Source organism: Psychrobacter sp. SWN149 (assembly GCF_015864565.1).
Taxonomy (GTDB): domain Bacteria; phylum Pseudomonadota; class Gammaproteobacteria; order Pseudomonadales; family Moraxellaceae; genus Psychrobacter.
Genome location: NZ_JADYWX010000003.1, coordinates 175,635 through 198,368, shown reverse-complemented (window position 1 = coordinate 198,368; position 22,734 = coordinate 175,635). Strand labels below are relative to the sequence as shown.

General features: G+C 43.4%; 18 protein-coding genes. 13 read left to right on the top strand and 5 right to left on the bottom strand.

Features of this window, described 5'->3' with window-relative positions; all coding sequences use genetic code 11:
- Position 1: 1 nt before the first annotated feature.
- Positions 2-790 (bottom strand): threonine/serine ThrE exporter family protein, encoded by a 789-nt coding sequence (locus I6E86_RS06315; RefSeq protein ID WP_197176252.1) that lies wholly within the window; start codon positions 788-790, stop codon positions 2-4.
- 140 nt (positions 791-930) lie between these two features.
- Between I6E86_RS06315 and I6E86_RS06310 the strand changes: the two genes are divergently transcribed.
- Entirely contained in the window at positions 931-1,212 is a 282-nt protein-coding gene (locus tag I6E86_RS06310; RefSeq protein ID WP_197176251.1) for a DUF503 domain-containing protein, read from the top strand.
- Between the two features lie 115 nt (positions 1,213-1,327).
- Here the strand turns inward: I6E86_RS06310 and I6E86_RS06305 are convergent, their stop codons facing one another.
- The 3 genes from I6E86_RS06305 to uvrA form a co-directional block, all read right to left on the bottom strand.
- Complete coding sequence (locus I6E86_RS06305) at positions 1,328-3,187, bottom strand: P-loop NTPase fold protein (protein WP_197176250.1); 1,860 nt, start codon at positions 3,185-3,187, stop codon at positions 1,328-1,330.
- 127 nt (positions 3,188-3,314) lie between these two features.
- Positions 3,315-3,590 carry a hypothetical protein gene (locus I6E86_RS06300; protein WP_194364791.1) on the bottom strand — a complete coding sequence of 92 codons (276 nt, stop codon included), beginning with the start codon at positions 3,588-3,590 and terminating at the stop codon, positions 3,315-3,317.
- A gap of 314 nt (positions 3,591-3,904) precedes the next feature.
- On the bottom strand, positions 3,905-6,811 hold the full coding sequence (uvrA, locus tag I6E86_RS06295; protein WP_197176249.1) for an excinuclease ABC subunit UvrA: 2,907 nt from the start codon (positions 6,809-6,811) through the stop codon (positions 3,905-3,907).
- Between the two features lie 641 nt (positions 6,812-7,452).
- Between uvrA and I6E86_RS06290 the strand changes: the two genes are divergently transcribed.
- The 11 genes from I6E86_RS06290 to I6E86_RS06240 all read left to right on the top strand — a co-directional run bounded on the left by I6E86_RS06290 (position 7,453) and on the right by I6E86_RS06240 (position 20,539).
- A complete protein-coding gene (locus I6E86_RS06290) occupies positions 7,453-8,817 on the top strand; it encodes an MFS transporter (RefSeq protein WP_197176239.1) in 1,365 nt (454 codons plus the stop codon).
- 84 nt (positions 8,818-8,901) lie between these two features.
- The gene (locus I6E86_RS06285; RefSeq protein WP_197176237.1) at positions 8,902-9,507 is read left to right on the top strand and encodes a DUF3833 domain-containing protein; all 606 of its coding nucleotides are present in this window, start codon (positions 8,902-8,904) and stop codon (positions 9,505-9,507) included.
- A gap of 289 nt (positions 9,508-9,796) precedes the next feature.
- Positions 9,797-10,441: a single-stranded DNA-binding protein gene (ssb, locus tag I6E86_RS06280; protein WP_197176235.1), complete on the top strand. Its 645-nt coding sequence runs from the start codon at positions 9,797-9,799 to the stop codon at positions 10,439-10,441.
- A gap of 915 nt (positions 10,442-11,356) precedes the next feature.
- The gene (locus tag I6E86_RS06275; protein WP_197176233.1) at positions 11,357-11,680 is read left to right on the top strand and encodes an H-NS family nucleoid-associated regulatory protein; all 324 of its coding nucleotides are present in this window, start codon (positions 11,357-11,359) and stop codon (positions 11,678-11,680) included.
- A 231-nt stretch (positions 11,681-11,911) separates the two neighbouring features.
- A complete protein-coding gene (gene gspN / locus I6E86_RS06270) occupies positions 11,912-12,739 on the top strand; it encodes a type II secretion system protein N (RefSeq protein ID WP_197176231.1) in 828 nt (275 codons plus the stop codon).
- Positions 12,740-13,636 carry a type II secretion system protein N gene (locus I6E86_RS06265; protein WP_197176222.1) on the top strand — a complete coding sequence of 299 codons (897 nt, stop codon included), beginning with the start codon at positions 12,740-12,742 and terminating at the stop codon, positions 13,634-13,636. It abuts the gene before it with no gap.
- A gap of 125 nt (positions 13,637-13,761) precedes the next feature.
- Entirely contained in the window at positions 13,762-16,005 is a 2,244-nt protein-coding gene (gspD, locus tag I6E86_RS06260; protein WP_197176220.1) for a type II secretion system secretin GspD, read from the top strand.
- A 215-nt stretch (positions 16,006-16,220) separates the two neighbouring features.
- Positions 16,221-16,466: a hypothetical protein gene (locus tag I6E86_RS06255; protein WP_194364806.1), complete on the top strand. Its 246-nt coding sequence runs from the start codon at positions 16,221-16,223 to the stop codon at positions 16,464-16,466.
- A 152-nt stretch (positions 16,467-16,618) separates the two neighbouring features.
- Entirely contained in the window at positions 16,619-17,656 is a 1,038-nt protein-coding gene (locus I6E86_RS06250; RefSeq protein ID WP_197176210.1) for a TatD family hydrolase, read from the top strand.
- Between the two features lie 189 nt (positions 17,657-17,845).
- On the top strand, positions 17,846-18,715 hold the full coding sequence (locus I6E86_RS06245) for a ThiF family adenylyltransferase (RefSeq protein ID WP_197176208.1): 870 nt from the start codon (positions 17,846-17,848) through the stop codon (positions 18,713-18,715).
- 21 nt (positions 18,716-18,736) lie between these two features.
- The gene (locus I6E86_RS06240; RefSeq protein WP_227680563.1) at positions 18,737-20,539 is read left to right on the top strand and encodes an ATP-binding protein; all 1,803 of its coding nucleotides are present in this window, start codon (positions 18,737-18,739) and stop codon (positions 20,537-20,539) included.
- A gap of 261 nt (positions 20,540-20,800) precedes the next feature.
- Here I6E86_RS06240 and efp read toward each other — a convergent pair whose 3' ends face one another.
- Positions 20,801-21,376: an elongation factor P gene (gene efp / locus I6E86_RS06235; protein WP_194364811.1), complete on the bottom strand. Its 576-nt coding sequence runs from the start codon at positions 21,374-21,376 to the stop codon at positions 20,801-20,803.
- Between the two features lie 299 nt (positions 21,377-21,675).
- Between efp and epmB the strand changes: the two genes are divergently transcribed.
- Positions 21,676-22,683, top strand: a complete 1,008-nt coding sequence (gene epmB, locus I6E86_RS06230) for an EF-P beta-lysylation protein EpmB (RefSeq protein WP_197176205.1) — start codon at positions 21,676-21,678, stop codon at positions 22,681-22,683.
- Positions 22,684-22,734: the final 51 nt, after the last annotated feature.

Genomic DNA, 22,734 nt, shown 5'->3' with positions numbered 1-22,734 from the left:
TTTAAAACCCCCAGTGCTGTATGCGAAGTAAAACCAGCGCCATCACGATACCAACGCACGCAGATAAGGTCAGCATATAGGTAAAAACAGCACGCCCAACCCCAATATTGACATAGCCCTTTAGGATATCTGAGAACGAGTTAATCAAAGGAAAGCTCGGCACCAGTAGCAACACACTAGAGGCCACGGCAATATCAGCATTGTTACCAATATCAAAATAATAGGTCGTCGCCCCAATAAGCGAGGCAATAAAAGCCGTCACAATGACAGTGATAAAGGGATTGAAATGATGCTTGGATAGATAAATACGAGTGAGCATCGCAACCATACCAGCGATGAAGGTCACCGCTGTAATCGACCAACTACCGCCATTCAGATATGCAAACGCCGCACAAGACGCACCCACAAATAGACTGACGAGCCACGTTGGATATACAGTCTTATCCAACTCATCAAAGGCAAGGGTGGTGCGGTCAATCAAATCGGTACTGTCGACAGTGGCTTCAGTTTTATTGATGATTTGTTGGATCTGCACCAGCAGATTGACATTGATGCTTTGATTAATCGTGTCTCTGGTGGTTGTAATACAGCGCTCGTCACAGATAGTCGTCAGGGTAATGGCATTAAAGTTCAGTGAACATTCGACGCTGTTCATCCCCAAGGCAAGCCCCAAGCGTTTGGATAAGTCCACCACCACGGCAGACTCAGCGCCATACTGCATAAGGAGTAATCCGCAGCGCACGCATAGTCGGGTAATGCGCTGCTGCTTTACGTAGCTGATAGAGGTCATGAGTTAGATACGCGTGTTGGTTGATATTGATACGCTATTATAAAGGGTCTGGATGCTGACGCGCAGAGATTATCAGACATTATCGGATATTATATTTGCTACTATTATAAAGCGTAAACCCTTATCGCAAGGAGCATAAAATGCATATCGCTATTTTGACACTGACGTTTTCATTACCCGGCTGTGGCTCGTTGAAAGAGAAACGCCACCGTATGGGCGGCTTGCACGCGCGCTTTGGAAATACGCCAAGCGTCGCGGTATGTGAGAGCGGTGAGCGTGATCGGCATGATGCTAGCGAGTGGACGTTTGTGATCGTTTGCCTGTCTAAACGTGAGGTCGAGTCGCAGTGCAGCCAAATTGAGGAGAGGCTAGAGCGTACGGTGGATGCGCGGGTGATGAATGTTGAGAGGGAATTTGTTTAGTTGAGGAAAGTTTATTACAGGGGGCCAATCCCACTTTCCGCTCTAATAGCCAACCAAGGACAACAGCTGTAATCAGGGCTAAATTGCATCATAAATTAGCTATTCAGTATTACTGTCAAATATTCTCTAAATTATTCGTAAGTTCTAAAAGATGTTCGACAGCTGCGCTACTGTTTGGTTTTTCTGAAACTCTCTCTTGAAGTAACTCTAGAGTCCATCGCTTAACTTCATTCAATTTTTTTTCAACAATAAATGGTTGATAAGGAGAAGGGCGTTTTGGAGTATCTATAAGTTTTTTATAATGCCAAAATGCTGCATCAATTCTGTCTCCATTGTTAAACTTAGCAATATCTATATTGAAAGCAGGGTGTTCTAGCAATTCCCGAATATATCTAATTCTATCTATTCCATCAAGCGGTTGCCAAAAAATAGAGCTAAACTTTTCTTTATTAATATTTTGTATAGCTTCAAAAAAATTCTTACTAACGTTTCCACGTTTACAAAATCGCATAAAAACTGCGGACATAGCGCTAGCGTCAGCATTTAAAGCTAATACCTTCTTTTGGTTACTAATGGTCTGTACAAGGAAATCATAAAAAATATCAGGATTTACTGGAGTTCTAAGATAATAGTCTCCTATAAGCCACTCTTCTGGTCCTTTCCTAATTCTCTCTTCTATATATTGTTTCACTAGCTCTTCAAATTTTTTGGCTAAATCAGGAGAGTCATTCTTTTCGAGTATATTATAATAGAAACTTAAATTAGGGAATGCTTCTCTGTCTATCCTATCCTTAACATTGTCAAACAGTCTCTGATTGAAGCTTTGATCTGAGTTTAAATTACGATATTCAGCCATTAAGCCTTTCTTTTCTCTATCACTTTCCAAAGCTTCTTCATTGATTAAGTCTTGGTTTAGCAGTCTTTCAAATTTTTCACTATCTATATCAATATTCGTAATCAGTTCGATAACAACTATACTCCAACCATGCATACGGAAGTTAGGATAGAATTTTGAAAGCTTTTCCTCTACGAATTCTTTCTTAGTTCTCACAGTTGCTTTTAACGCGTCATCATCACTTTTTAAAAAGATATCTAATCGGTCATCGAGACCATCTTCGGAAAAATACATTTCTAACTCTTTCATATCGACATAAAGAACTTTAGGAATGTCATTAACAAGCTTGATAATAAGAATTTGTCTTAGGATTTCTTCCTTGCTCAGATTTGATAAAGATGATGAGTGTTTTATTATCTCCTGATAGATTCTCTGAACGCGCTGATAAAATCTAAGATTTCTAACACCCATAGTTTGATAGAATTTTTCGTAGATAGGAAATGTCTCAATGTCACTAATTTTATCTTTAATAATTGACAATGATTCGTCTAAAATCAGGACTTCATCAAACACTTTTTCTTTATGCTTATCAAAATATTCTTTATCGTCTGATTCTTCATCATGCATTATCATTAATACTTGGCACTTGCGTTCATTTTTAAGGTAATTTACTAATCCCATGATCTCCGACATCGGTAAGCCATTTGATTTTCTTTCTATATCATCTAAGCAAACTAATGTATTTTTGAGATGTGAAAAAACAATACTCGTAATAAGGTTATTACCAAGATTCAGTCCTATGCGGACATCAGAAGTAGTTCCAATGTTGCTACCTGTCAGGGAAGATAGAAACTTTTTAATAGGTTTGAGGATATCTTTTTTCCATATACTGTCGTTAACCCCAACTGATTTATGAACTTCTATAGCAATTGCAGATTTTAGGCTTGCTAATGAATCCAAACCGAACAAAGAAACGTAGGCATACTTTTTACCAGAAAACACTTCTTCATTTTTATCACGAAGTTCGTCCCATAGATGTGTCTTGCCAACACCCCATTCGCCTGTGAGGGCAATAGCAAAAGCATCCTCATTTCCGACAGTTTCTAAAATTCGCTGTTCAAGATTTTCTACATTTGCCATCGCTTATTGCCTTACATATGTTCTTAAAATAACCATTATATTAACACCAAAATAAAACTCCCAACCAACAAAAAAGGCCACTCCTTAAAGAGTGGCCTTTTATCACCGATTATCTAAAAAATACCAATTATTGCGGACGGCCTTGACCATGTCCTTCAGGTTTTTTATACCCTTTAGCCGTCATACAGGCTTCTAGTTTTTTCATATCACTTTGGCTTGGACGACTTTCTTTAGACATTTTCACGCCAGCTCGTTGAGCACAATCATCCATGGCTTGTTTCATATCAGCGGACATCGCAGGTCTTTGATGATTGCGATCGCTTGTGCCATTTGATGTGCCGCTTGATGCGCAGGCGCTAACGCCAACAGTAGATGCCAAGATAATGAACAGTAATTTTTTCATAAAAACTCCTTAGGAGTGTTGGTGGTATAGGGGTAAGCAGTGTAAATTCGTACGTGCTATCACTTGCTGCAAGGTTGTTAACCAGTTATTTCTATATCGTATGCGTCTACGTATCATATCTAACTACTTAAATATTAATACATTCAATGTTTAAGTATCTTTAATAAATATTAAGAAAGGTAACACAACGCGCTATAAGTCTTGATATATATCAATCAAGACCTACAGTGTGCAGGCCGGACATAGCCTTATTCCGCTCAATAAAAAAGGCCACCCTATAAAGAGTGGCCTTTTATCAATCATGACTAATAGTATTAGCTAACTTCTTTCATGCCTTGCTCTAGCATCGGCTTTAAGAATATACCCGTGTAGGATTCTTTGACTTCGGCTACTTGTTCAGGCGTGCCTTCAGCGATGATTAGTCCGCCACCTTTACCACCTTCAGGGCCCAGATCAATCACCCAGTCTGCCGTTTTGATGACATCCAAGTTATGCTCGATGACCACGATGGTATTACCTTTATCACGTAGGGCATGCAAGATAGTAAGCAGCTTATCGATATCATGGAAATGCAAACCAGTGGTTGGCTCATCCAAGATGTAGAGCGTCTGTCCCGTATCACGCTTGGCAAGCTCACGCGCCAGTTTGACACGTTGCGCTTCACCGCCAGATAGCGTTGGTGCAGACTGACCCAAACGAATATAGCCAAGACCCACATCCATCAATGCTTGTAGACGACGATAGATCGCAGGTATCGCTGAGAAGAACTCAGTCGCGTCCTCGACTGTCATATCAAGCACATCAGCAATGCTCTTGCCTTTATAGTGAATCTCTAAAGTCTCGCGGTTATAGCGCTTGCCCTCACAGGTATCACACGGCACATACATATCAGGCAAGAAATGCATCTCAACTTTGATAAGGCCATCACCTTGGCACATCTCACAGCGTCCGCCTTTGACGTTGAAGCTAAAACGACCCGGCTTATAACCACGAGCACGCGCTTCTTGCGTCTGTGCAAACATCTCACGCACAGGGGTAAACACACCCGTATAAGTCGCAGGGTTTGAACGCGGTGTACGACCAATTGGGCTTTGATCGATATCGACCATTTTGTCCAGATGCTCAAGACCACTGATGCTTTCAAACTTATCGGCAATCAGGGTAGAGGCATTATTTAACTGAGTCGCGGCTAATGGCATAAGGGTACGGTTAATCAAAGTTGATTTGCCTGAACCTGAGACGCCCGTGATACAAGTCATGATACCAACGGGAATGGTCAAATCCACATCATGCAGGTTATTGCCTGATGCGCCTTTTAGCTCGATCGTCATCGGAACTTTCTTAGGTTTGGCCTTACCTGTGACTTCGACGTCCATAGTCTTGGCAGTATGACGCACTTTTGGAATCTCGATTCTTTTCTTACCAGACATATATTGTCCAGTCAGTGATTCTTTGTTTGCCATGATGTCATCAACCGTACCCTGAGCGATGACATGGCCGCCATGCACACCGGCACCGATACCGATATCGATCACGTGATCCGCTTGGCGAATCGCATCTTCATCATGCTCAACGACCAGTACCGTATTGCCCAAATCACGTAAGCGCGTTAGGGTTTTTAGCAGACGGTCATTGTCACGCTGATGCAGACCGATTGACGGCTCATCAAGTACATACATGACGCCCATTAGACCTGCACCGATTTGGCTGGCCAGACGAATACGCTGCGCTTCACCGCCCGATAACGTCTCGGCAGAGCGGGCGAGTGTTAGATAATCAAGCCCGACGCTCACGAGGAAGTTTAAGCGCTCATTAATCTCTTTAAAGATTTTTTCCGCGACTTCACCTTTGTGACCGCCAATCTTTAGCGTTTTATAATAGTCAGCAGCGTCACCGATAGAGAGCTTAACGATTTGAGCGATGGTTTGGTCATCGACACGGACATTGCGTGAGATTTCATTCAAACGCGCGCCATCACAGACATTACAAGTGGTATCTGCTAGGTATTTAGCTAGCTCGTCACGAACGAGGTTACTTTGCGTCTTAGCATAACGACGCTCTAAATAAGGCAATACGCCTTCGAACGGTACTGTCTTATTAGTTTTACGACCGCGCTCATCGGTAAAGTTAAAGGTAAGTTTTTCTTTGCCAGAGCCTTGCATGATGAGGTCTTGCTGTACTTTGGTCAGATCTTGCCACGGTGCATCCATATCGATTTTAAAATGCTTACAAACAGTGCTGAGCAAACCGAAATAATACGCATGACGCTTGTCCCAACCATTGATTGCGCCTTGATTAAGCGATTTCTCATGATGGGTAATCAGTTTTTCAGCGGCGAAATATTGGCGTTTACCGAGACCGTCACAGCTTGGGCACGCGCCATATGGGTTGTTAAAACTGAACATACGTGGTTCAAGCTCAGGCACCGCGCGATCACAGACAGGGCATGAGTGCTTGGCTGACATGACTTGATTGTCATCACCGCCTTCTTTTGGATTGCCATCCATAAAGTGTAGCGTGACCAGCCCTTGACCCAGACGTAACGCTGTCTCTAAGCTCTCAGCGACACGGTTGCCCAAGTCGTCACGAACTTTAAAGCGATCGACCACCACTTCGATGGTGTGCTTTTTCTTCTTATCTAGCGTTGGTAGCTCGTCAGTGTCATATACATCACCATCGACGCGCACACGGACAAACCCTTGACCGATGAGCTGCTCAAGCAAAACGGTATGCTCACCTTTACGCTCACGAATCACCGGTGCCAAGATCATAATCTTGGTGTCGTCTGGCAATGCCATGACTTGATCGACCATTTCGGTGACCGACTGTGCAACCATCGGCTCACCATGCTCAGGGCAAAACGGCGTACCAATGCGTGCATAGAGCAGACGCAGATAGTCATAAATCTCGGTAATCGTACCGACGGTCGAGCGTGGGTTATGGTTGGTGGACTTTTGCTCGATAGCAATCGCAGGGGATAGACCCTCGATACTATCGACGTCAGGTTTTTCCATCTGTGAGAGGAACTGACGCGCATAAGCGGACAAGCTCTCGACATAACGACGTTGTCCTTCGGCATACAGCGTGTCAAATGCCAATGAAGATTTACCAGAGCCAGATAGACCAGTGATGACCACGAATTTATCTCGTGGAATGTCTATGTCGACGTTTTTTAGATTGTGTGTACGTGCGCCGCGTATTGCGATATGGTCATGTGCCATCGGTTACAGGTTTCCTATTTGCTAAAAGGGGATTGAAAAATATCTCAATGTAAAAGGTAAATATGAATCAATTAAATGGTCGGTTAAACGGGAATGATTTATAAATTTATAGTGTGGTTATATTTATATACAGTGTGGTTATAAATCGCTTTCTTATATCTAGCGCTATATTGTTTGGTTTTCTTACGACTGTTTTTACAAGACTATGTTTTATACGACTAAGCAAATCTAAATCAAATCAATGTTAAGTAACAGGTATGGTTTGTTATGGTTTTGACCAAAAGTGTCATGTTGTGGTGATAGTGATAAGCGGAATTGTTATTTGAGCGGTCACTCGATCTCATCAGTAATAGTGCTGATAACGTTTTACTTTATTGTCATGGTGACGGCATTATTCAAGGTGTAATAGCGCATCAGATGTACTTGGTAACAAAATAATCGCGTAATATGAATGGCTTGGGTTGAGGCGGCATTCAACACTGGGCCAGTAAGACAAAAGTCTCGGCAACCAAAGAGTGAATGTCTTATACTAGAGGGCTTGATTTATAGGCTAATGCCTTGATAAAGCAGTAGTGAAAATCATGGTACAGCGCGGCGTGTTAGCAGTGAAAAACCAGTAATGATCAACCAGTGAGGCAAGTATGAATAGCGTAGAAAAACGGGCAATCCTCGGGGTCGGTGGCATCTTTGCCTTGCGTATGATTGGCTTGTTTATGATCGTGCCTGTGTTCTCTGTCTACGGTAATGATTATACACACGCGACGCCGTTTTTGATTGGTCTGGCAGTGGGCGTCTATGGGCTTGGGCAGGCGATATTTCAGATACCTATGAGTCTGGCTGCTGACAAATTCCCGCGCAAACCCATCATATTTTTGGGCTTGATACTGTTTGCCATCGGCGGCATGATTGCGGCCAATGCGACGGATATCTATGAAGTTATCATTGGTCGGGCGCTGGCGGGGAGTGGTGCGGTCTCTGCAGTGCTCATGGCGCTATTGGCAGATGTGACGCGTGAGGAAATGCGGACTAAGGCCATGGCGACGATGGGTCTGACCATTGCGACCTCTATTATGCTTGCGTTTGCTTTTGGTCCATTGTTAGTCGGCTCGCTGGGTATCTCTGGGCTGTTTTGGTTGACATCAGGGTTCGCTATTTTAGCGATGCTGCTACTGGTGTTTGTACCAACGCCTCTGCGCGTGCTCAAGCACAATCTCGATAATAAGACCATTGGTCAGCAACTGGCAACGGTCCTCAAGATTGGCGACCTTAACCGCTTGCATATCGGTATCTTTGCTTTGCATTTGACTATGACGGCGATATTTGTGATTCTACCGCATCAGCTCTCAGATGTTATGGACTTGTCGGTACGCCAGCAGGGTATGGTGTATTTGCCATTGCTATTTATTGGTTTTGCCGTGGCCATTCCTTTTATTATCATTGCCGAAAAGAAACGCAAAATGCGTCAAGTTTTCTTAGGCGCAATCGCATTGATGACGGCATCCTTAGCGGTGTTGGCACTGGGTAGTAATTATGGTGTCGGTATCATTCTAGGGTTGTTGCTGTATTTTATGGGCTTTAACTTGATTGAAGCGACGATTCCTTCATGGATATCCAAGCGCGCGCCAGTGGCCAATAAAGCAACAGCCATGGGGATAAGCTCATCTAGCCAGTTTTTTGGTGCGTTCGTCGGTGGGGCAATGGGCGGGCTGTTATTGAGTCAGCCTAGCCTCTTGGCATGGGGTATATTGGCGGTCATTATGGGCATCGCTTTGCTGCTTATTATACCGATTGCGCAGCCGCCTTATCTATCGAGTACCACGGTGACCATCCCTAAAGACATTGATATCCAAGACTGGTCACGCCAAATGCTGGCAGTAGACGGCGTGGATGAACTGGTCGTAATGGCAAAAGAGCAAGTCGCCTATCTCAAACTAGACAAGACACAACTGACAGATGACTCGCGGCTGCAGCTATCGAGTTTGGCACAGAGCCCACTAGATATTTAACGGATGGTATAGACAACGACTAGATAGACCGCCATTATTAATAAATAAAAATTAACGATTTATCTCTATTTAAAAGGAATTGATATGAGTAAATTTAAGATATTATCTGGTGATATTAGGAAAAATATTGCGCCTCGAGTAATGGCCAAGCTGGCAGTAGGCGCTGGTCTATCAGCCATGTTGCTATTATCAGGCTGCGCCACACAAAATATTCAGACCTATCAGAACAGCACACCGACGCTCGATATGCATGAGTTCTTCTCAGGTCAAATCGATGGCTGGGGTATGTTCCAAGGTCGAAATGGCGAGGTCAAAAAACGTTTTTATGTCGATATCGATGCTACTCACGAAGGCGATAATGTCATCGTCTTAGATGAAAAGTTCTCATGGGCAGATGGGTCAAAATCTCAGCGTATCTGGCGATTGACCAAGCAAGCAGACGGTAGTTGGAAAGGCACGGCAGGCGATGTCATCGGTGAGGCTACTGGAGAAGTGGTTGGCAATACCTTACATTGGAACTATCTACTAGAATTGCCAGTTGAGGGCAAAACTTATAACGTTAAGTTTGACGACTGGATGTATCTGGTTGATAAAGATGTCATGCTCAATCGCTCAGTCATGAAAAAGTTTGGCGTAGAGCTGGGTAGCGTCACTTTAAGCATGCATCGCAATGGTACTGATGCCCAGTAGCATGACAAATGACAATGTTGTTCTGATGGTTAATGAAAGCTTGCGGTGTTCATCGGCTTATTATAATGGCAAAATAGCAGCACCTTTATCTATTAAACTTTAAAATATCGACCGATATACTAAGATAGACTATCTAAGCGACATAGAATGACGTGCGGCATCGGTCGCCTGTAGATATTTTGATAAAAATTGGTTAAAGTAAAATTATACAATTGATAGTGCCAAATGACGCTATCAGATAACGATTAAAACTGTTTGTTAAATTATTCATAAGTAAAAGGACGGTATCATGCGCGGAGTTAATAAAGTTATCATCATTGGTAACCTTGGAGCAGACCCTGAGGCACGTCAATTCAATAATGGCGGGAGCGTGACCAATATCTCGGTTGCGACATCAGAGCAGTGGACAGACAAACAAAGTGGTGAAAAAAGAGAAGCGACGGAATGGCATCGTATTTCGCTGTTTAACCGCTTGGGTGAAATCGCGGCACAGTATCTGCGTAAAGGCAGTAAAGTCTATATTGAAGGCAGTCTGCGCACGCGTAAATATCAAGATCCCAATGGGCAAGATCGTTATATCACCGAGATTCGTGCTGAGCAGATGCAGATGCTAGATGGCCAAACTGGCGGTGGTCAAGGTGGAGATAGCTTTGGTGGTCAGAACCAAGGCAATAGCGGTAGTTATGGCAATCAAGGTGGCTCAAATCAGGGTTATAACAATCAGAATGGCCAAAACAACTTTGGTCAGCAAGGCAATAATCAGCCAGCCCAACAAGGTGGCTACAACAATCAACCAAGTGGTGGTCAGAACAGCTTTAACAATCAGAATGCTCCTGCACCGCAAAATCAGTTCAATCCATCAGCACAAAAACCTGCACAGTCTAAGCCTACAGCCATGCCAGATGGCCCAGTAGATGACGATATTCCATTTTGATGAATACGTAATCCAATAGTGTTGATTAAGTTAGATAGAGCCCTGCTAATTGTGGGGCTTTTTAATGCCCAATTGTAAATCAATGAGTGTAAGAGAGATGAGTATTGAAAGTAATCTAATTTCAATATTCATAAACTTTTAGCATGCCATTAAATCAATTATTAAGTACGAGTATATTTAATATAAGTGAATTTTTGTTTATATTAAATATGGCTGTATATTTTTATTATTATCGCTTCTATACGCTCAACAGTTTAACGCTATTAAATAAAAAAACCTTTCATACTCTGTATTGACCGTTCATACTATCTGAATTAGTTAACGATGACAGTTATATTAATAAGTTGATATAATATTATTAATATAACTGTTATTGAAGTATCAGATATTGTCATCAAGGCCTGTGCCTATGATTATAAACATACTCATGATTGATAATAATGCTTTCCCAGTCATTAACGGTATGGTTTACGCACCTATGCCCATTGGCTTCAATGTGCTTCTAAATTGAATCAGTTGTATATTTTGCACCAAGAGCTATTTTTGATATATAACGACGTGAAAAATTTTTGATAGCATCACGAAAAGCTGTTTAATAGAAATTTTGTTTAGTTTTCTATTAAATGTTTAAGTTTATGATTATTGTAATAAATAGCGATATATTCAATACCTGTTATTATTGATTGGTTTTAATAGTATAAGATATAATAAATTAACCTATCTATAGTCATTCCACTATAAAATTATTACTGCGTTAACTTCGCTTGAAGTATTTAATATACATCTACGCTCGGTTGCCTTGTACTACTTTTAAATTGAATCGACTATAATAATAAATGATTAGTTTACCCACGTTCATAATGAACACTAATACCTCTATAGAGGTGATACTTTCATCACACAATTGGATCGACTATGAGTAAAAATAACGCAATTGATTTAGAAAACCTAAATGTAGACGAGTTACGTGCCATCACTGAAAATGCTCAGCAACTGATTGAGAAAAAGCAACATCAGCGCCTGTATGATGCCTACATGCAGTTCGAAAAAATTGCAGAAGACAGCAATGCAAGCATCGAAGAGATTTTGAAAGCGGGTGAAACGCTAGAGAAAAAACGCAATATCAAATATCGTAACACTGATGATAACAACGAAACGTGGACTGGCCGTGGCCGCAAACCTACTTGGTTAGTAGAAGCGCTTGCTGCAGGACGCAATATTGAAGATTTTGCTATCTAATAAGATAGATTGTTGTAGCACAGCCACAGCACGCGACACCGCTCATCAACTTTATGATAATGGTTAATTTACAATCATTTAGCGATAAACGATGACGATGGTCAGCCAATCAAAGCCAGTATCTATATTGCCAATATTTTGGTAAAAAGATACTGGCTTTTTTTCTGTCATCTATAGGCCATTGTTTGTTATGATAATGACGTTTTTGACTTATATAAGAGTTGTGCCACCGTGCCCCAAGTATCTGAGTTGTCTCATAAACGCCCTCGCAAGCTCTGGTGGCTAATAGGGTTTGTATTGTTTGCGCTATTTGCACTATTGCAGATGCCAGCAGCATGGCTACTTGAGAAATATGCACCCAACACGCCCTATGTACAGCATGTGTCTGGTAATGTATGGCAAGGCTCAGCCATCTGGCAGCTTCCTGTATCGTCGACGCCGCTCACGGGGATGGCTGAATGGACGTGGCAGCCATGGCAGCTGCTCACAGGTAAGCTTGGCGCAGATGTCAATATTAACTCTGAACAAACTAGGTTAGAGGGACAAGTAAAACTGGGGCTTAGCTCGTGGCAAGTGGATAATATGAGCGGCAAAATCGCACCTGAGACGCTAGCGAATGTGGTTGATTGGCAATTGCCCAATACACCCATTCAGGTCAATGCCGTGTCACTAAAACGTCAGTCTGGCGACAATGAAGCGGCTAATAGTGATTCTGCCAAAACAACAGCAGGCTTCAGTGATGTCGATGGTCAGCTGACATGGGTAGGTGGGGAAGTGGGTTATCCTAGTGGTGGTAAGGTTTTTTATATCACCATGCCTGCGCTGCGCGCTGAGTTGAGTGCTGAGCAAAAGAACAATAAAAACCTGCTACATATTAATTTGCTAAACAATCAAGACAAGCGTTTGGGTGATTTGTATCTCGATGGTGACAATATGCTCGATGTTAGCCTGACCCAGCGCCTACTAGAGAATATGCCTGAGTATAAAGGTCAAGCGCCGCAAGATACCCCAGTGGTGAGTGTGCGTCAGCCACTGCTCACTGGGTTGGGGGTGAACTAGATGGCTGATATCACCGCAAGTTTAAAGCCTATTGTCAATACTCTCAATCGTTTCTCAGGTTGGCTGCTATTATTAGCCATTGCTTGGCTCTGCTGGACTGCTGCGCGATTATTATGGTTATTGCTAGCAGCACCACTAGCTCCGACACTGCCACTAGCACCTTTGCAAAACAATATAAAATCAACCAACGATTCTAGCGGCTTGTTTGCAATATTTGCCGACCCTGATCCGATTGCAGCGGCAGTACAGCCTCCGCCCAATGTAGAGCTTAAAGGCGTGCTACTAGCAATGCCTGAGAGCATGTCCTCAGCCTTATTGAATATTAATGGTGAGGTAAAAAACTATCGAATTGGTGACGGTCTCAAAGACACAGGCTATATATTGGTCGCGGTCGATTGGAATTCAGTTATTATCGCTGATGCTAATGACAAAGAAATGGTCATAAAAATGCCAGATGCTATGGTACTAGACCAAAGCGATATGATGATGGGTGCTATTAGCAATCAGCGTTTGCCAAACAATAGCATGCTACCCGCAGCGCCTCAGCCAGTACAGGATACACCACCTGAAGCAACAGAGCCGACTGGTGAGACAAGCCCGCAGTCTGCTATCGAAAAAGCGGTCACCGCGTTGCAAGAAAACCCTGCCAGCTATCTAAGTAGAATGGGGGTGATGGCATCCGGTGAAAGCTATCAAGTCACGGCGGCAATGCCCTCAAAGCTGCGTAACCGTCTAGGGCTTGAGCCAGGTGACAAAGTGCTGACCGTTAACGGGCAAAGCGTGGGTAATAACCCTGCTCAAGATGCAGGTGTCTTACAGCAAGTGCAACAAGCGGGCGAGGCACAAATAGAGGTTCAGCGCGGTGATCAGGTCATTACGATTCGCCAGCAGTTTTAAAAAATGGATTTTTAGCAACGTGTGCTCGTCAATCACTCAGTTGCTACTAAGCTCATTAAATACTAAGCTCCGTACACATCAGACTCAGCACATACTAAGCAATATCACTGTAGGTAATCATCAATATGGTAAGTGTTCATAAGTTTTCAGCCACGCCTTTACACCTTGTCATACAGCGCCTCATGCGCTTGTGCCGTCCTCTTTGCCTAGCGATACCCTTGTGGGCGGCCAGTACAGGCCTTGCGAGTGCTGAGAGCTGGAAGGTCAACTTACAAGATGCTGATATTAAAGCCTTCATCAACGAAGTGGCCACCATCACTGACCAGAACTTTGTACTTGATCCACGTATCAACGGCAATGTAACGGTCATCTCTAACAAAGCTTTATCTCGTGATGAGATTTATCAGCTGTTTTTGAGTGTGATGCAGGTCAACGGTATCGCTGCGATTGAGTCGGGGACGACGACTAAACTGGTTCCAGACAATGTGGCCAAGCAGTCTGGCGTGGCAGTCGATCTGCGCGGTGATAGTGTCGGTGAGGCCCTAGCAACTCGAGTTATCTATCTGACCAATACCCAAGCAGCAGAAGTGTTGGGTGTCATCAGACCACTGATGCCGCAGTCTGCTCATGCAGCGGCTGTGCCTGGGGTCAACGCGCTGGTATTGTCTGATCGCGCTGATAGCCTCAATCAATTGACCGCCCTCATCCGTGATTTGGACAGCAATGTCAATGACAGCTTGCAAGTGATTCCCTTACGTCACGTCGATGCTGAACGTATGATGGAGTTGATCAGCGCATTGGTTGCAAGTGCTGGTAGCGGACAAGCACAAGGTGGCAATAATCAACTCAAAGTCATCGCTGACACATCGAGCGACAGACTGCTGGTCAAAGGCAGTCCTGAGATGATTGCTAAAGTTCAGGAGATGGTCAACCAGTTAGACACGACGCCAACGAGACGTTTGAGTGGTTTGAGAGTGTTTCGATTGAAATATGCGAGCGCCAGTCATATTGCCGATATGCTACGAGGATTATTGGCTAATCAATCTATTAATAGTGCGGGCGCAACGTCAACGTTAGAGACCGCTTCGTTAAATAATGCCAGTAGTACAGCCGCTCCGATCAGTAATACGGCGAGTAGCAGTGTCGGCAGTGCCAGTACGGCAACGGTACCAGCCAGTAGTACTGGTGGTTCAAGCACAGGTATTGGCGGACGCCCGTTTAGCATCATCGCGGATGAGACGCAAAACTCAGTCATCGTCAATGCTGCGCCTGAATTGATGTTTGAGATTGAAGATGCTGTCAATCAATTGGACAACCGCCGTGCCCAAGTATTGATTCAAGCTGCTATCGTCGAAGTCTCAGGTGATGATGCCACGCAGCTTGGTGTGCAGTGGGCACTTGGTAATGCCAACAGTGGCTATGGCGTGGTGAATTTTAATAATGTGGGTACCAGTGCGACAACGATTGCCGCCGCTGCCTTAGCCGGTAGTAGTACAGGGATTAGCGCTGCTGCCAGCTCTATTGCTGGTGCGTTGATTGGCATCGGTGACAGCCGAAAAGATAGCCAAGGCAACACTGCGTTTTATGGTGCTATCTTGCAGGCGCTTGATTCGTCGACCAGTGCCAACCTGTTATCTATGCCGTCTATTTTGACCTTGGATAATGAAAAAGCGAGCATTTTGGTGGGTCAAAACGTACCGTTTGTCACAGGCTCATTTACGACCAGCGGCAATGATTCTAGCAATCCGTTTCAGACCATTGATCGTCAGGACATTGGTATCAATCTAAACGTGATTCCGCATATTGGTGACAATGGCACGGTACGTCTAGAGGTGTCACAAGAGGTATCGTCAGTGGTACCGGGTAGTACTGGCAATGCAAGTGGCTTAATTACCAATAAGAGCCTCATCAATACGACTATCTTGGCTGATGATCAGCAGACCATTGCGTTGGGCGGCTTGATGCGCGATAACAGCACGACAATCCAACAAAAAGTCCCAGGGCTTGGTAATGTTCCGCTGATCGGTAGGTTGTTTCGCTCTGATAATGACAGCACCCAAAAGAGCAACTTGATCATATTTTTGCAGCCGACTATTTTGCGCGATGGCGGTGCGGTCGCAAGCATCACTGAACGTAAATTCAATCAAATGCGGGTATTGCAATTGGTTATTGATAAAAACGGCACAATCAAACAATTGCCACTGAGCGGTACAGAAGGTTGGAACGGCGATGTCAGCGCAGATTATGAATTGATGCCGCTCAACCCGCTGGTTCCTAAGCGTAACCAAGTCCCAAAACCTGCTACTCAAGGTTTTACGAAAGTACAGAGTCCAGATAGTAGTATCACTACCTATCCTCTGAATCGTTAGAATATCGATGGTTTGGTATTCCCATTCATTAATAGTTCATATTCTAAGTAAGTCAATGTACGAGGTAATAAAAATTACTTCGTACATTAGCTTGCGTATTCATAACACAGATAAACACAGTGGTAGTTATATTGACGTATATTGGGCATTACTGGACTATAATAGGGTAGTAATGCCCAATATACGTTAAGCCGAGTCAAAAAATGACAAATCAAATGATAACTCGTAAGTATTCGCGTAAATGGCTCGTTTTGAGTGCAGTTGCCACCGCTTTATTAATCATACCGAGACGCAGTAGCCGAAAATCTGGTACCTCTATGCCCAATAATCAGATATCTAATAATCATATACCCGATAAACAGGGCATAAAAATAGACGATGTCGATACGGATGGTTCGGTTGAGAGTAGTGATATGAGTGATCACAGCAAACCTAGTGAAAACAGAGCTATTATTGATTGAAGACAGCAACCGAGGTTTTCGATACATCACAAGTTTTTTAGATACCTACTTTTTTAACCGTTATAGGGTTAATTTATAGATTGCTGAGTAGCATAAGAGCAACAAACGTATGAACGAGAAATTGTTGTAAGCACCGATTTTGGAGTAGATTTATGGCTGATATTAATTCGTCCCTTGAGATCAAGCAACTCGTAAAGGCCGAAAAAGAACAGATCAATAGTCATGCTTTTATCGATACCCATACCCACTTTGACGCACCTGTATTTGATATCGACCGAGCACAGCAAGTGCAGCAGGCATATATGCAGGGTGTGCGTCATCTAGTGCTGGTCGGTTATCTATATCGATATTTTGAGCGGATGTATGACACCAAACAAGCAATCAGTCAGCTTTTTAGTACTAAGTTTGAAAGCCAAGACAATGACAATGACAATGACAATGACAATGACAATGCTTATCTTCACACCCATATTGCATTAGGTCTACATCCTTTTTATATTGACCAGCATACAGAGGAGCATCTAACCCAGTTAGAACAGCTGATTGTTGAGCGTCGACCATTGGCCATTGGTGAGATTGGATTGGATACCTTTAATCATGAGATGAAAGCGCCTGACATATTTGCCAAGCAAAAGCGATTTTTTGAGGCGCAGCTAGACATGGCAGTGCGCCATCAGCTACCCGTGATGCTACATATTCGTAAGGCACACGCTGAGGCATTGGCTATATTGAAAGCAAATGTCTATGATGCCCATAAACTAGGCGGTATTGCGCACAGTTTTAGTGGTGGTACGCAAGAAGCCAAGGCTTTTGTGAAGCTGGGATTTAAGCTTGGTGTGACGGGTCAAATCACCAACCCCAATGCCAAAAAGCTACGTCGTGCTATTGCAGCAGCGGTTAATAGTTATGGTATTGAGTGCTTGGTAATAGAGACTGATTGTCCAGATATGACGCCGATTATGTGTCAAACTCCAGACCACTCTTATGACCTATCGGAACGAAACTTAGGCGTTAAGTCTGATCACGGGGTGACACATGATCGGAATGTACCAGCCAATTTACCCTGGGTATTGTCCAGCTTAAGTGAGCTATTAGGGATATCCCATGCTAGACTTGTCAGACAATTATGGCAAAACAGCTGTGATGCTCTAAAGGTCGAATGGAGCTATCCAATTAATAGCCCAGAGTAAGTGTTTAAAATGACAGTCCAGAGCAATGGTTATCTTTTAATTCTCTATAATGACTCTCTAAGACCATGGTCTAAGCAGTTGATTACCTAGATACTCAGCCGTTTTGATATCTTATACTTAGCCAGATACATACAGCAACACCAGTCGCCACGAGCCTATTTAAAATCTGAAAAGAGCACTTGATGCATTATGAATGAAACCACACAATTTGAGTCGTTAGTGATTGACGACACTGATACGGTAAAAGATGAGTCAAATCAAAACAGTGAGCAATTCGACCGCCGTTTTCAAGGAACACGAACGCTCTATGGGTCAGAGTCTGTAGATGTGTTTGCTGCCGCTCACGTCTATATTATCGGGGTGGGCGGTGTTGGTTCTTGGGCAGCTGAGGCATTGGCTCGTACTGCAGTAGGGACCATCACCTTAGTGGACTTGGATGTATTGGTCGCCTCCAATGTCAATCGGCAACTGCCTGCATTGGACAGTACTTTTGGTCAAAGCAAAATCGAGGCGATGGCGGATCGTATGGCTGAGATTAATCCCACCCTCACCTTAAATCTAATTGATGACTTTTTGACCGTAGATAACGTGGCAACGCTACTACCCAGTCGCGATGAGGCTAAAGCTGCTGCTGATCAAGGTAGACCAATTGTTATCTTAGATTGTGTCGATGATATGAATGCCAAGTTAGCAATTGCCTTGCATTGCCGATTTAACAAATTGAAGCTAATCTGTGCAGGCGGGGCAGGTGGCAAAACAGACCCCAGCCAAATCAGAGTCAGTGACTTACGCGACAGCTATCAAGATCCATTGCTTGCTAAATTGCGTAACAAGCTGCGTCACGAAAAAGGGATTAATAGTGCCCTCAAAGACAAGTTCGGTATCAAGTGTGTTTACTCTACAGAGCCACCCAAGGTAGACAAAAGCTGCCAAGCAGGCGGGTTACAGTGCGGTGGTTATGGTTCAGCAGTTGTTGTCACATCGGTCGTCGCGATGGTGATGGTGAGTGAAGCGTTACAATTATTGATAAAGCAGGCGATGCGTAAACCAATCGCCTGATATTATTTAATGGAGTCTACTTTGTCTATATCTAATGCACCCAAGCACAGCTATCCAGTGACGGCAGATGAACCAGAACGTGTCCATAAACTGAGAAAATATGATGTGCTCAACAATAATGAAGAGCCTGCATTTGAGCGCCTCATTGATCTTGCCAAGCTGTTTTTTGATGTGCCAGTCGTCACGATCAGCTTTATGGATGAGGAGACACAGTATCTAAAATCAGGCCGTGAACCCGATAGCGTGTTTGGTGATACCTGTCAAACGCCACGTCATATTGCCTTTTGTAATTATACGGTACTGACAAATGATGTCTTCGTCGTACCAAATGCATCAGAAGACAGCCGCTTTAGTCAAAACCCACTTGTCATAGAGCCTCCTTATATACGGTTTTATGCAGGCGCGCCCATTATTTTGTATGAAGACAATAAAAGCTATCGACTGGGTTCCTTATGTTTGATGGATATCAAGCCTAACTATGATTTTGATGAGCAGCAGGCAGAAGTATTGGCTCAGTTTGCGATGATGGCGGCAGATGCTTTGCAGCTACAAGATAAGCAGCGTGATGCAAAATATGCCAACGAGATGAAATCGAGCTTTTTGGCCAATATGAGTCATGAGATTCGTACACCGATGAATGGCATCATTGGGATGGTTGAGATGCTAGGTGACACGGATCTCAGTCACGAGCAAAAAGAGTATGTGGAGAATATCAAAATCTCTAATGAGCATTTGATGGTCATCATCAATGGGATTTTGGACTTGTCAAAGGTTGAGTCTGGGAAAATGACCATCGACTCTATTCCATTGAATCTATCTACCTTATGTAATGAGGTGGTCAGTCTTTTTGCGATCAAAGCCCGTCAACGAGGATTGGCGTTAGATTATCATTACACCGAAGCGTTATCACCGTATGTGAAAGGCGATCCGGTACGCTTAAAGCAAATCATTGCTAACCTTGTCAATAATGCGGTCAAGTTCACCAGAGAAGGTGGCCGCGTTATGATTGATGTGAAGCACATGAATAACTGCTATTGTCCTGATAGCTTTGATAGTAGTAAACATGAAATCGCTCAAAAAACTGACCAAAGCCATCATTCAGTTCATGAATCTGAACAAAACATGACGTTGTGTATAGAGGTGAGAGATACTGGGGTCGGTATTAGAGCAGAGTCATTAGAGGCGATATTTGACGCCTATGATCAGGCGAATAAATTCACGCATCGTCTGTATGGTGGGACAGGGTTAGGGCTTTCTGTATGCAAGTCTTTGGTGAGTTTGATGGGTGGTCATATCCATGTGAGTAGTGAAGTGGGTGTTGGTACGACGTTTAGCGTTTTATTACCGCTCGCCACTATCGAAGAAGAGCAGTATGAGGCCTGGCAACAATCTAATGATATGTCCATGATTGAGCCTAGTCATGAGCTGGTTGGGCACATATTGTTGGTCGAAGACGATACTGTCAATGCGATTATCGCCAAAAAAGCACTGACCAAAAGTGGCCATATGGTCACACATGTCTCTGATGGACAGCAAGCAATCGAGGTTTTTGCGTTATCTCCTGAACGCTATGATGTTATCTTAATGGATCATCACATGCCAATTTTGGATGGTGTACAGGCGACCATCAAGCTGCATGAGCTCTATGAGCCTCAAAGACTGCCTCCTATTATTGCGCTCACGGCCAATGCCATGGACGGAGAACGCGAAAAGTATTTAAAAGTGGGTATGCAAGACTATTGTACCAAGCCTTTTAAGCAAGAGCAGCTCAATGCGTTGGTACAATATTGGTTGATACAAGAGCAATCGCCAGAAGAAGAGTAGATGAAGAGATGACATAATGTGGCCACCAGATATGCCATGTCACTGAGCATATCCATAGCGTTGTAGACACAAAAAAAGCTTAACCATTGAGATAATGGTTAAGCTTTTTGTTTGATACTAGCAAGATCTGATATGGGCAAGGTTTGATATTACCAAGACAGTAATCAGCCATCAGCACTATTATCGGTTAATAGTGCTGATTGGTGAACATGCCTATCAGCCAACACTACTATGCATCAACACTGTTATGCATCAACATTACTATGCGCTAACGCGAGTTTGATAGTCACCTGTGCGCGTATCAACACGAACGATTTCGTTTTGTTGTACAAACAGGGGTACACGTACGACAGCACCAGTCTCTAGTTTTGCAGGTTTGCCACCACCGCCTGAAGTATCACCGCGTACACCAGGATCTGTTTCTACGATTTCTAACTCAACGAAGTTAGGCGGCGTGACTGACAGAGGGGCACCGTTAAATAAGGTAATGGTACATAGTGCATTGCTGTTTTCTTTTAACCACTTGATTGAGTCACCCATTGCGTTTTTGTCCGCTTGAATCTGCTCAAAACTCTCTGGATGCATAAAGTGCCAAAACTCACCATCGTTATAGAGATAGTTCATTTCTGTATCCATGACGTCAGCTGCTTCTAAGCTATCGCCTGATTTAAAGGTTTGCTCCAACACTTTGCCACTACGAAGATTGCGTAGTTTGACGCGATTGAAAGCTTGGCCTTTGCCTGGTTTAACAAACTCATTTTCTAGGATGGCACAAGGGTTGCCATCGAGCATGACTTTTAAACCAGCTTTAAATTCATTAGTAGAAAAATTTGCCACAAGAAACTCCTAAAAGTTATAAATATGATAATACATAGTGAGATATAGGGCTGACTGTACCAAAATTTGCTGTTATGCCAAGTATAGTCAAAGCATTGGTAAGTTATTACGGCATTACCCACGCGCTCTGTATATCGTGATTTATCCTTTATATGTTGTACAAGGATGATATCGGCACTCAGATGCCTCGCACCAACGTTACGCTGCATAGACATATGTACGGATTAACGGATATACTTTGATAGGGTAGACGCTAAGGGCGTATAATATCGGATTTTGAGCACAGGTAATAGGTTGTCATGATAAACCATTTAATCACACAAAAAAACTGGCAAACGCAATTATCGGAGGCCATTACCTCGGTTGATGAGTTACTCAGCATCCTAAAGCTTGAATCATTACGCGCAACTGTCTATATCCCTGAGCATTTTGAGCTACGTGTGCCGCGTGATTTTGTGGCAAAAATGACCATTGGTGACAGCAATGACCCTTTATTAAGACAAGTATTACCAGACCAACAGGAACAAGTGAGTGTCACAGGTTACGTGACTGACCCCTTGAGCGAAAATACCCAAAACCCGATTAAAGGTTTGCTCCATAAGTACCAATCAAGAGTGTTATTGACGATTACGGGCGCCTGTGCCATCCATTGTCGTTACTGCTTTCGCCAGCATTTTGATTATAGTGCCAACATGCCTACGGCAGATGCAAAAGAACATATCATCCATTATATCAGTGAGCATCCTGAGATTAATGAGGTGATTTTGAGCGGAGGTGATCCACTGAACGTCACTAATAGGCGTCTGTTTGCTTGGTTGGACACGCTCGAATCTATCCCGCAATTGACCACCATACGTCTGCATACTCGTCTACCGGTGGTGATGCCGGCGCGTTTGGATACTGATCTACTAGAGAGGCTGTCTCAGAGCCGCTGCCGCATCGTCATGGTGATTCATTGTAACCATGCCAATGAGATTGATGCCACCACTGCGGAGTATCTGCAACGTGCTCGAGCAGCAGGGGTCACACTGCTAAACCAAGCAGTACTCTTAAAAGGCATCAATGATGATGTCGAGACCCAAGTACAATTGAGCGAGCATTTGTTTGCTAGTGGCGTGTTGCCTTACTATTTACATGTACTGGATAAAGTGGCTGGCGCGGCACATTTTGACCATGACTTACAGGCATCCATTCGCCTTTATTGGTCATTATTGGCACAATTGCCAGGATATTTGGTCCCAAAACTGGTGAGAGAATTGCCAGATAAGCCTTTTAAAATGCCAATTGATATTTACAATAATGCGTAATATAGGCACTATGTTACTTTGAATAATTAGTAAACAAATAGTGGCTGTTAA

Excerpts from the sequence above, each read along its gene's own strand:
- gspD (WP_197176220.1), top strand. The coding sequence starts at position 13,762 with ATGGTAAGTGTTCATAAGTTTTCAGCCACGCCTTTACACCTTGTCATA.
- I6E86_RS06310 (WP_197176251.1), top strand. The coding sequence starts at position 931 with ATGCATATCGCTATTTTGACACTGACGTTTTCATTACCCGGCTGTGGC.
- epmB (WP_197176205.1), top strand. The coding sequence starts at position 21,676 with ATGATAAACCATTTAATCACACAAAAAAACTGGCAAACGCAATTATCG.
- I6E86_RS06290 (WP_197176239.1), top strand. The coding sequence starts at position 7,453 with ATGAATAGCGTAGAAAAACGGGCAATCCTCGGGGTCGGTGGCATCTTT.
- I6E86_RS06315 (WP_197176252.1), bottom strand. The coding sequence starts at position 790 with ATGACCTCTATCAGCTACGTAAAGCAGCAGCGCATTACCCGACTATGC.
- I6E86_RS06305 (WP_197176250.1), bottom strand. The coding sequence starts at position 3,187 with ATGGCAAATGTAGAAAATCTTGAACAGCGAATTTTAGAAACTGTCGGA.
- I6E86_RS06300 (WP_194364791.1), bottom strand. The coding sequence starts at position 3,590 with ATGAAAAAATTACTGTTCATTATCTTGGCATCTACTGTTGGCGTTAGC.
- I6E86_RS06275 (WP_197176233.1), top strand. The coding sequence starts at position 11,357 with ATGAGTAAAAATAACGCAATTGATTTAGAAAACCTAAATGTAGACGAG.
- I6E86_RS06285 (WP_197176237.1), top strand. The coding sequence starts at position 8,902 with ATGAGTAAATTTAAGATATTATCTGGTGATATTAGGAAAAATATTGCG.
- I6E86_RS06250 (WP_197176210.1), top strand. The coding sequence starts at position 16,619 with ATGGCTGATATTAATTCGTCCCTTGAGATCAAGCAACTCGTAAAGGCC.
- I6E86_RS06255 (WP_194364806.1), top strand. The coding sequence starts at position 16,221 with ATGATAACTCGTAAGTATTCGCGTAAATGGCTCGTTTTGAGTGCAGTT.
- I6E86_RS06245 (WP_197176208.1), top strand. The coding sequence starts at position 17,846 with ATGAATGAAACCACACAATTTGAGTCGTTAGTGATTGACGACACTGAT.
- ssb (WP_197176235.1), top strand. The coding sequence starts at position 9,797 with ATGCGCGGAGTTAATAAAGTTATCATCATTGGTAACCTTGGAGCAGAC.
- I6E86_RS06265 (WP_197176222.1), top strand. The coding sequence starts at position 12,740 with ATGGCTGATATCACCGCAAGTTTAAAGCCTATTGTCAATACTCTCAAT.
- uvrA (WP_197176249.1), bottom strand. The coding sequence starts at position 6,811 with ATGGCACATGACCATATCGCAATACGCGGCGCACGTACACACAATCTA.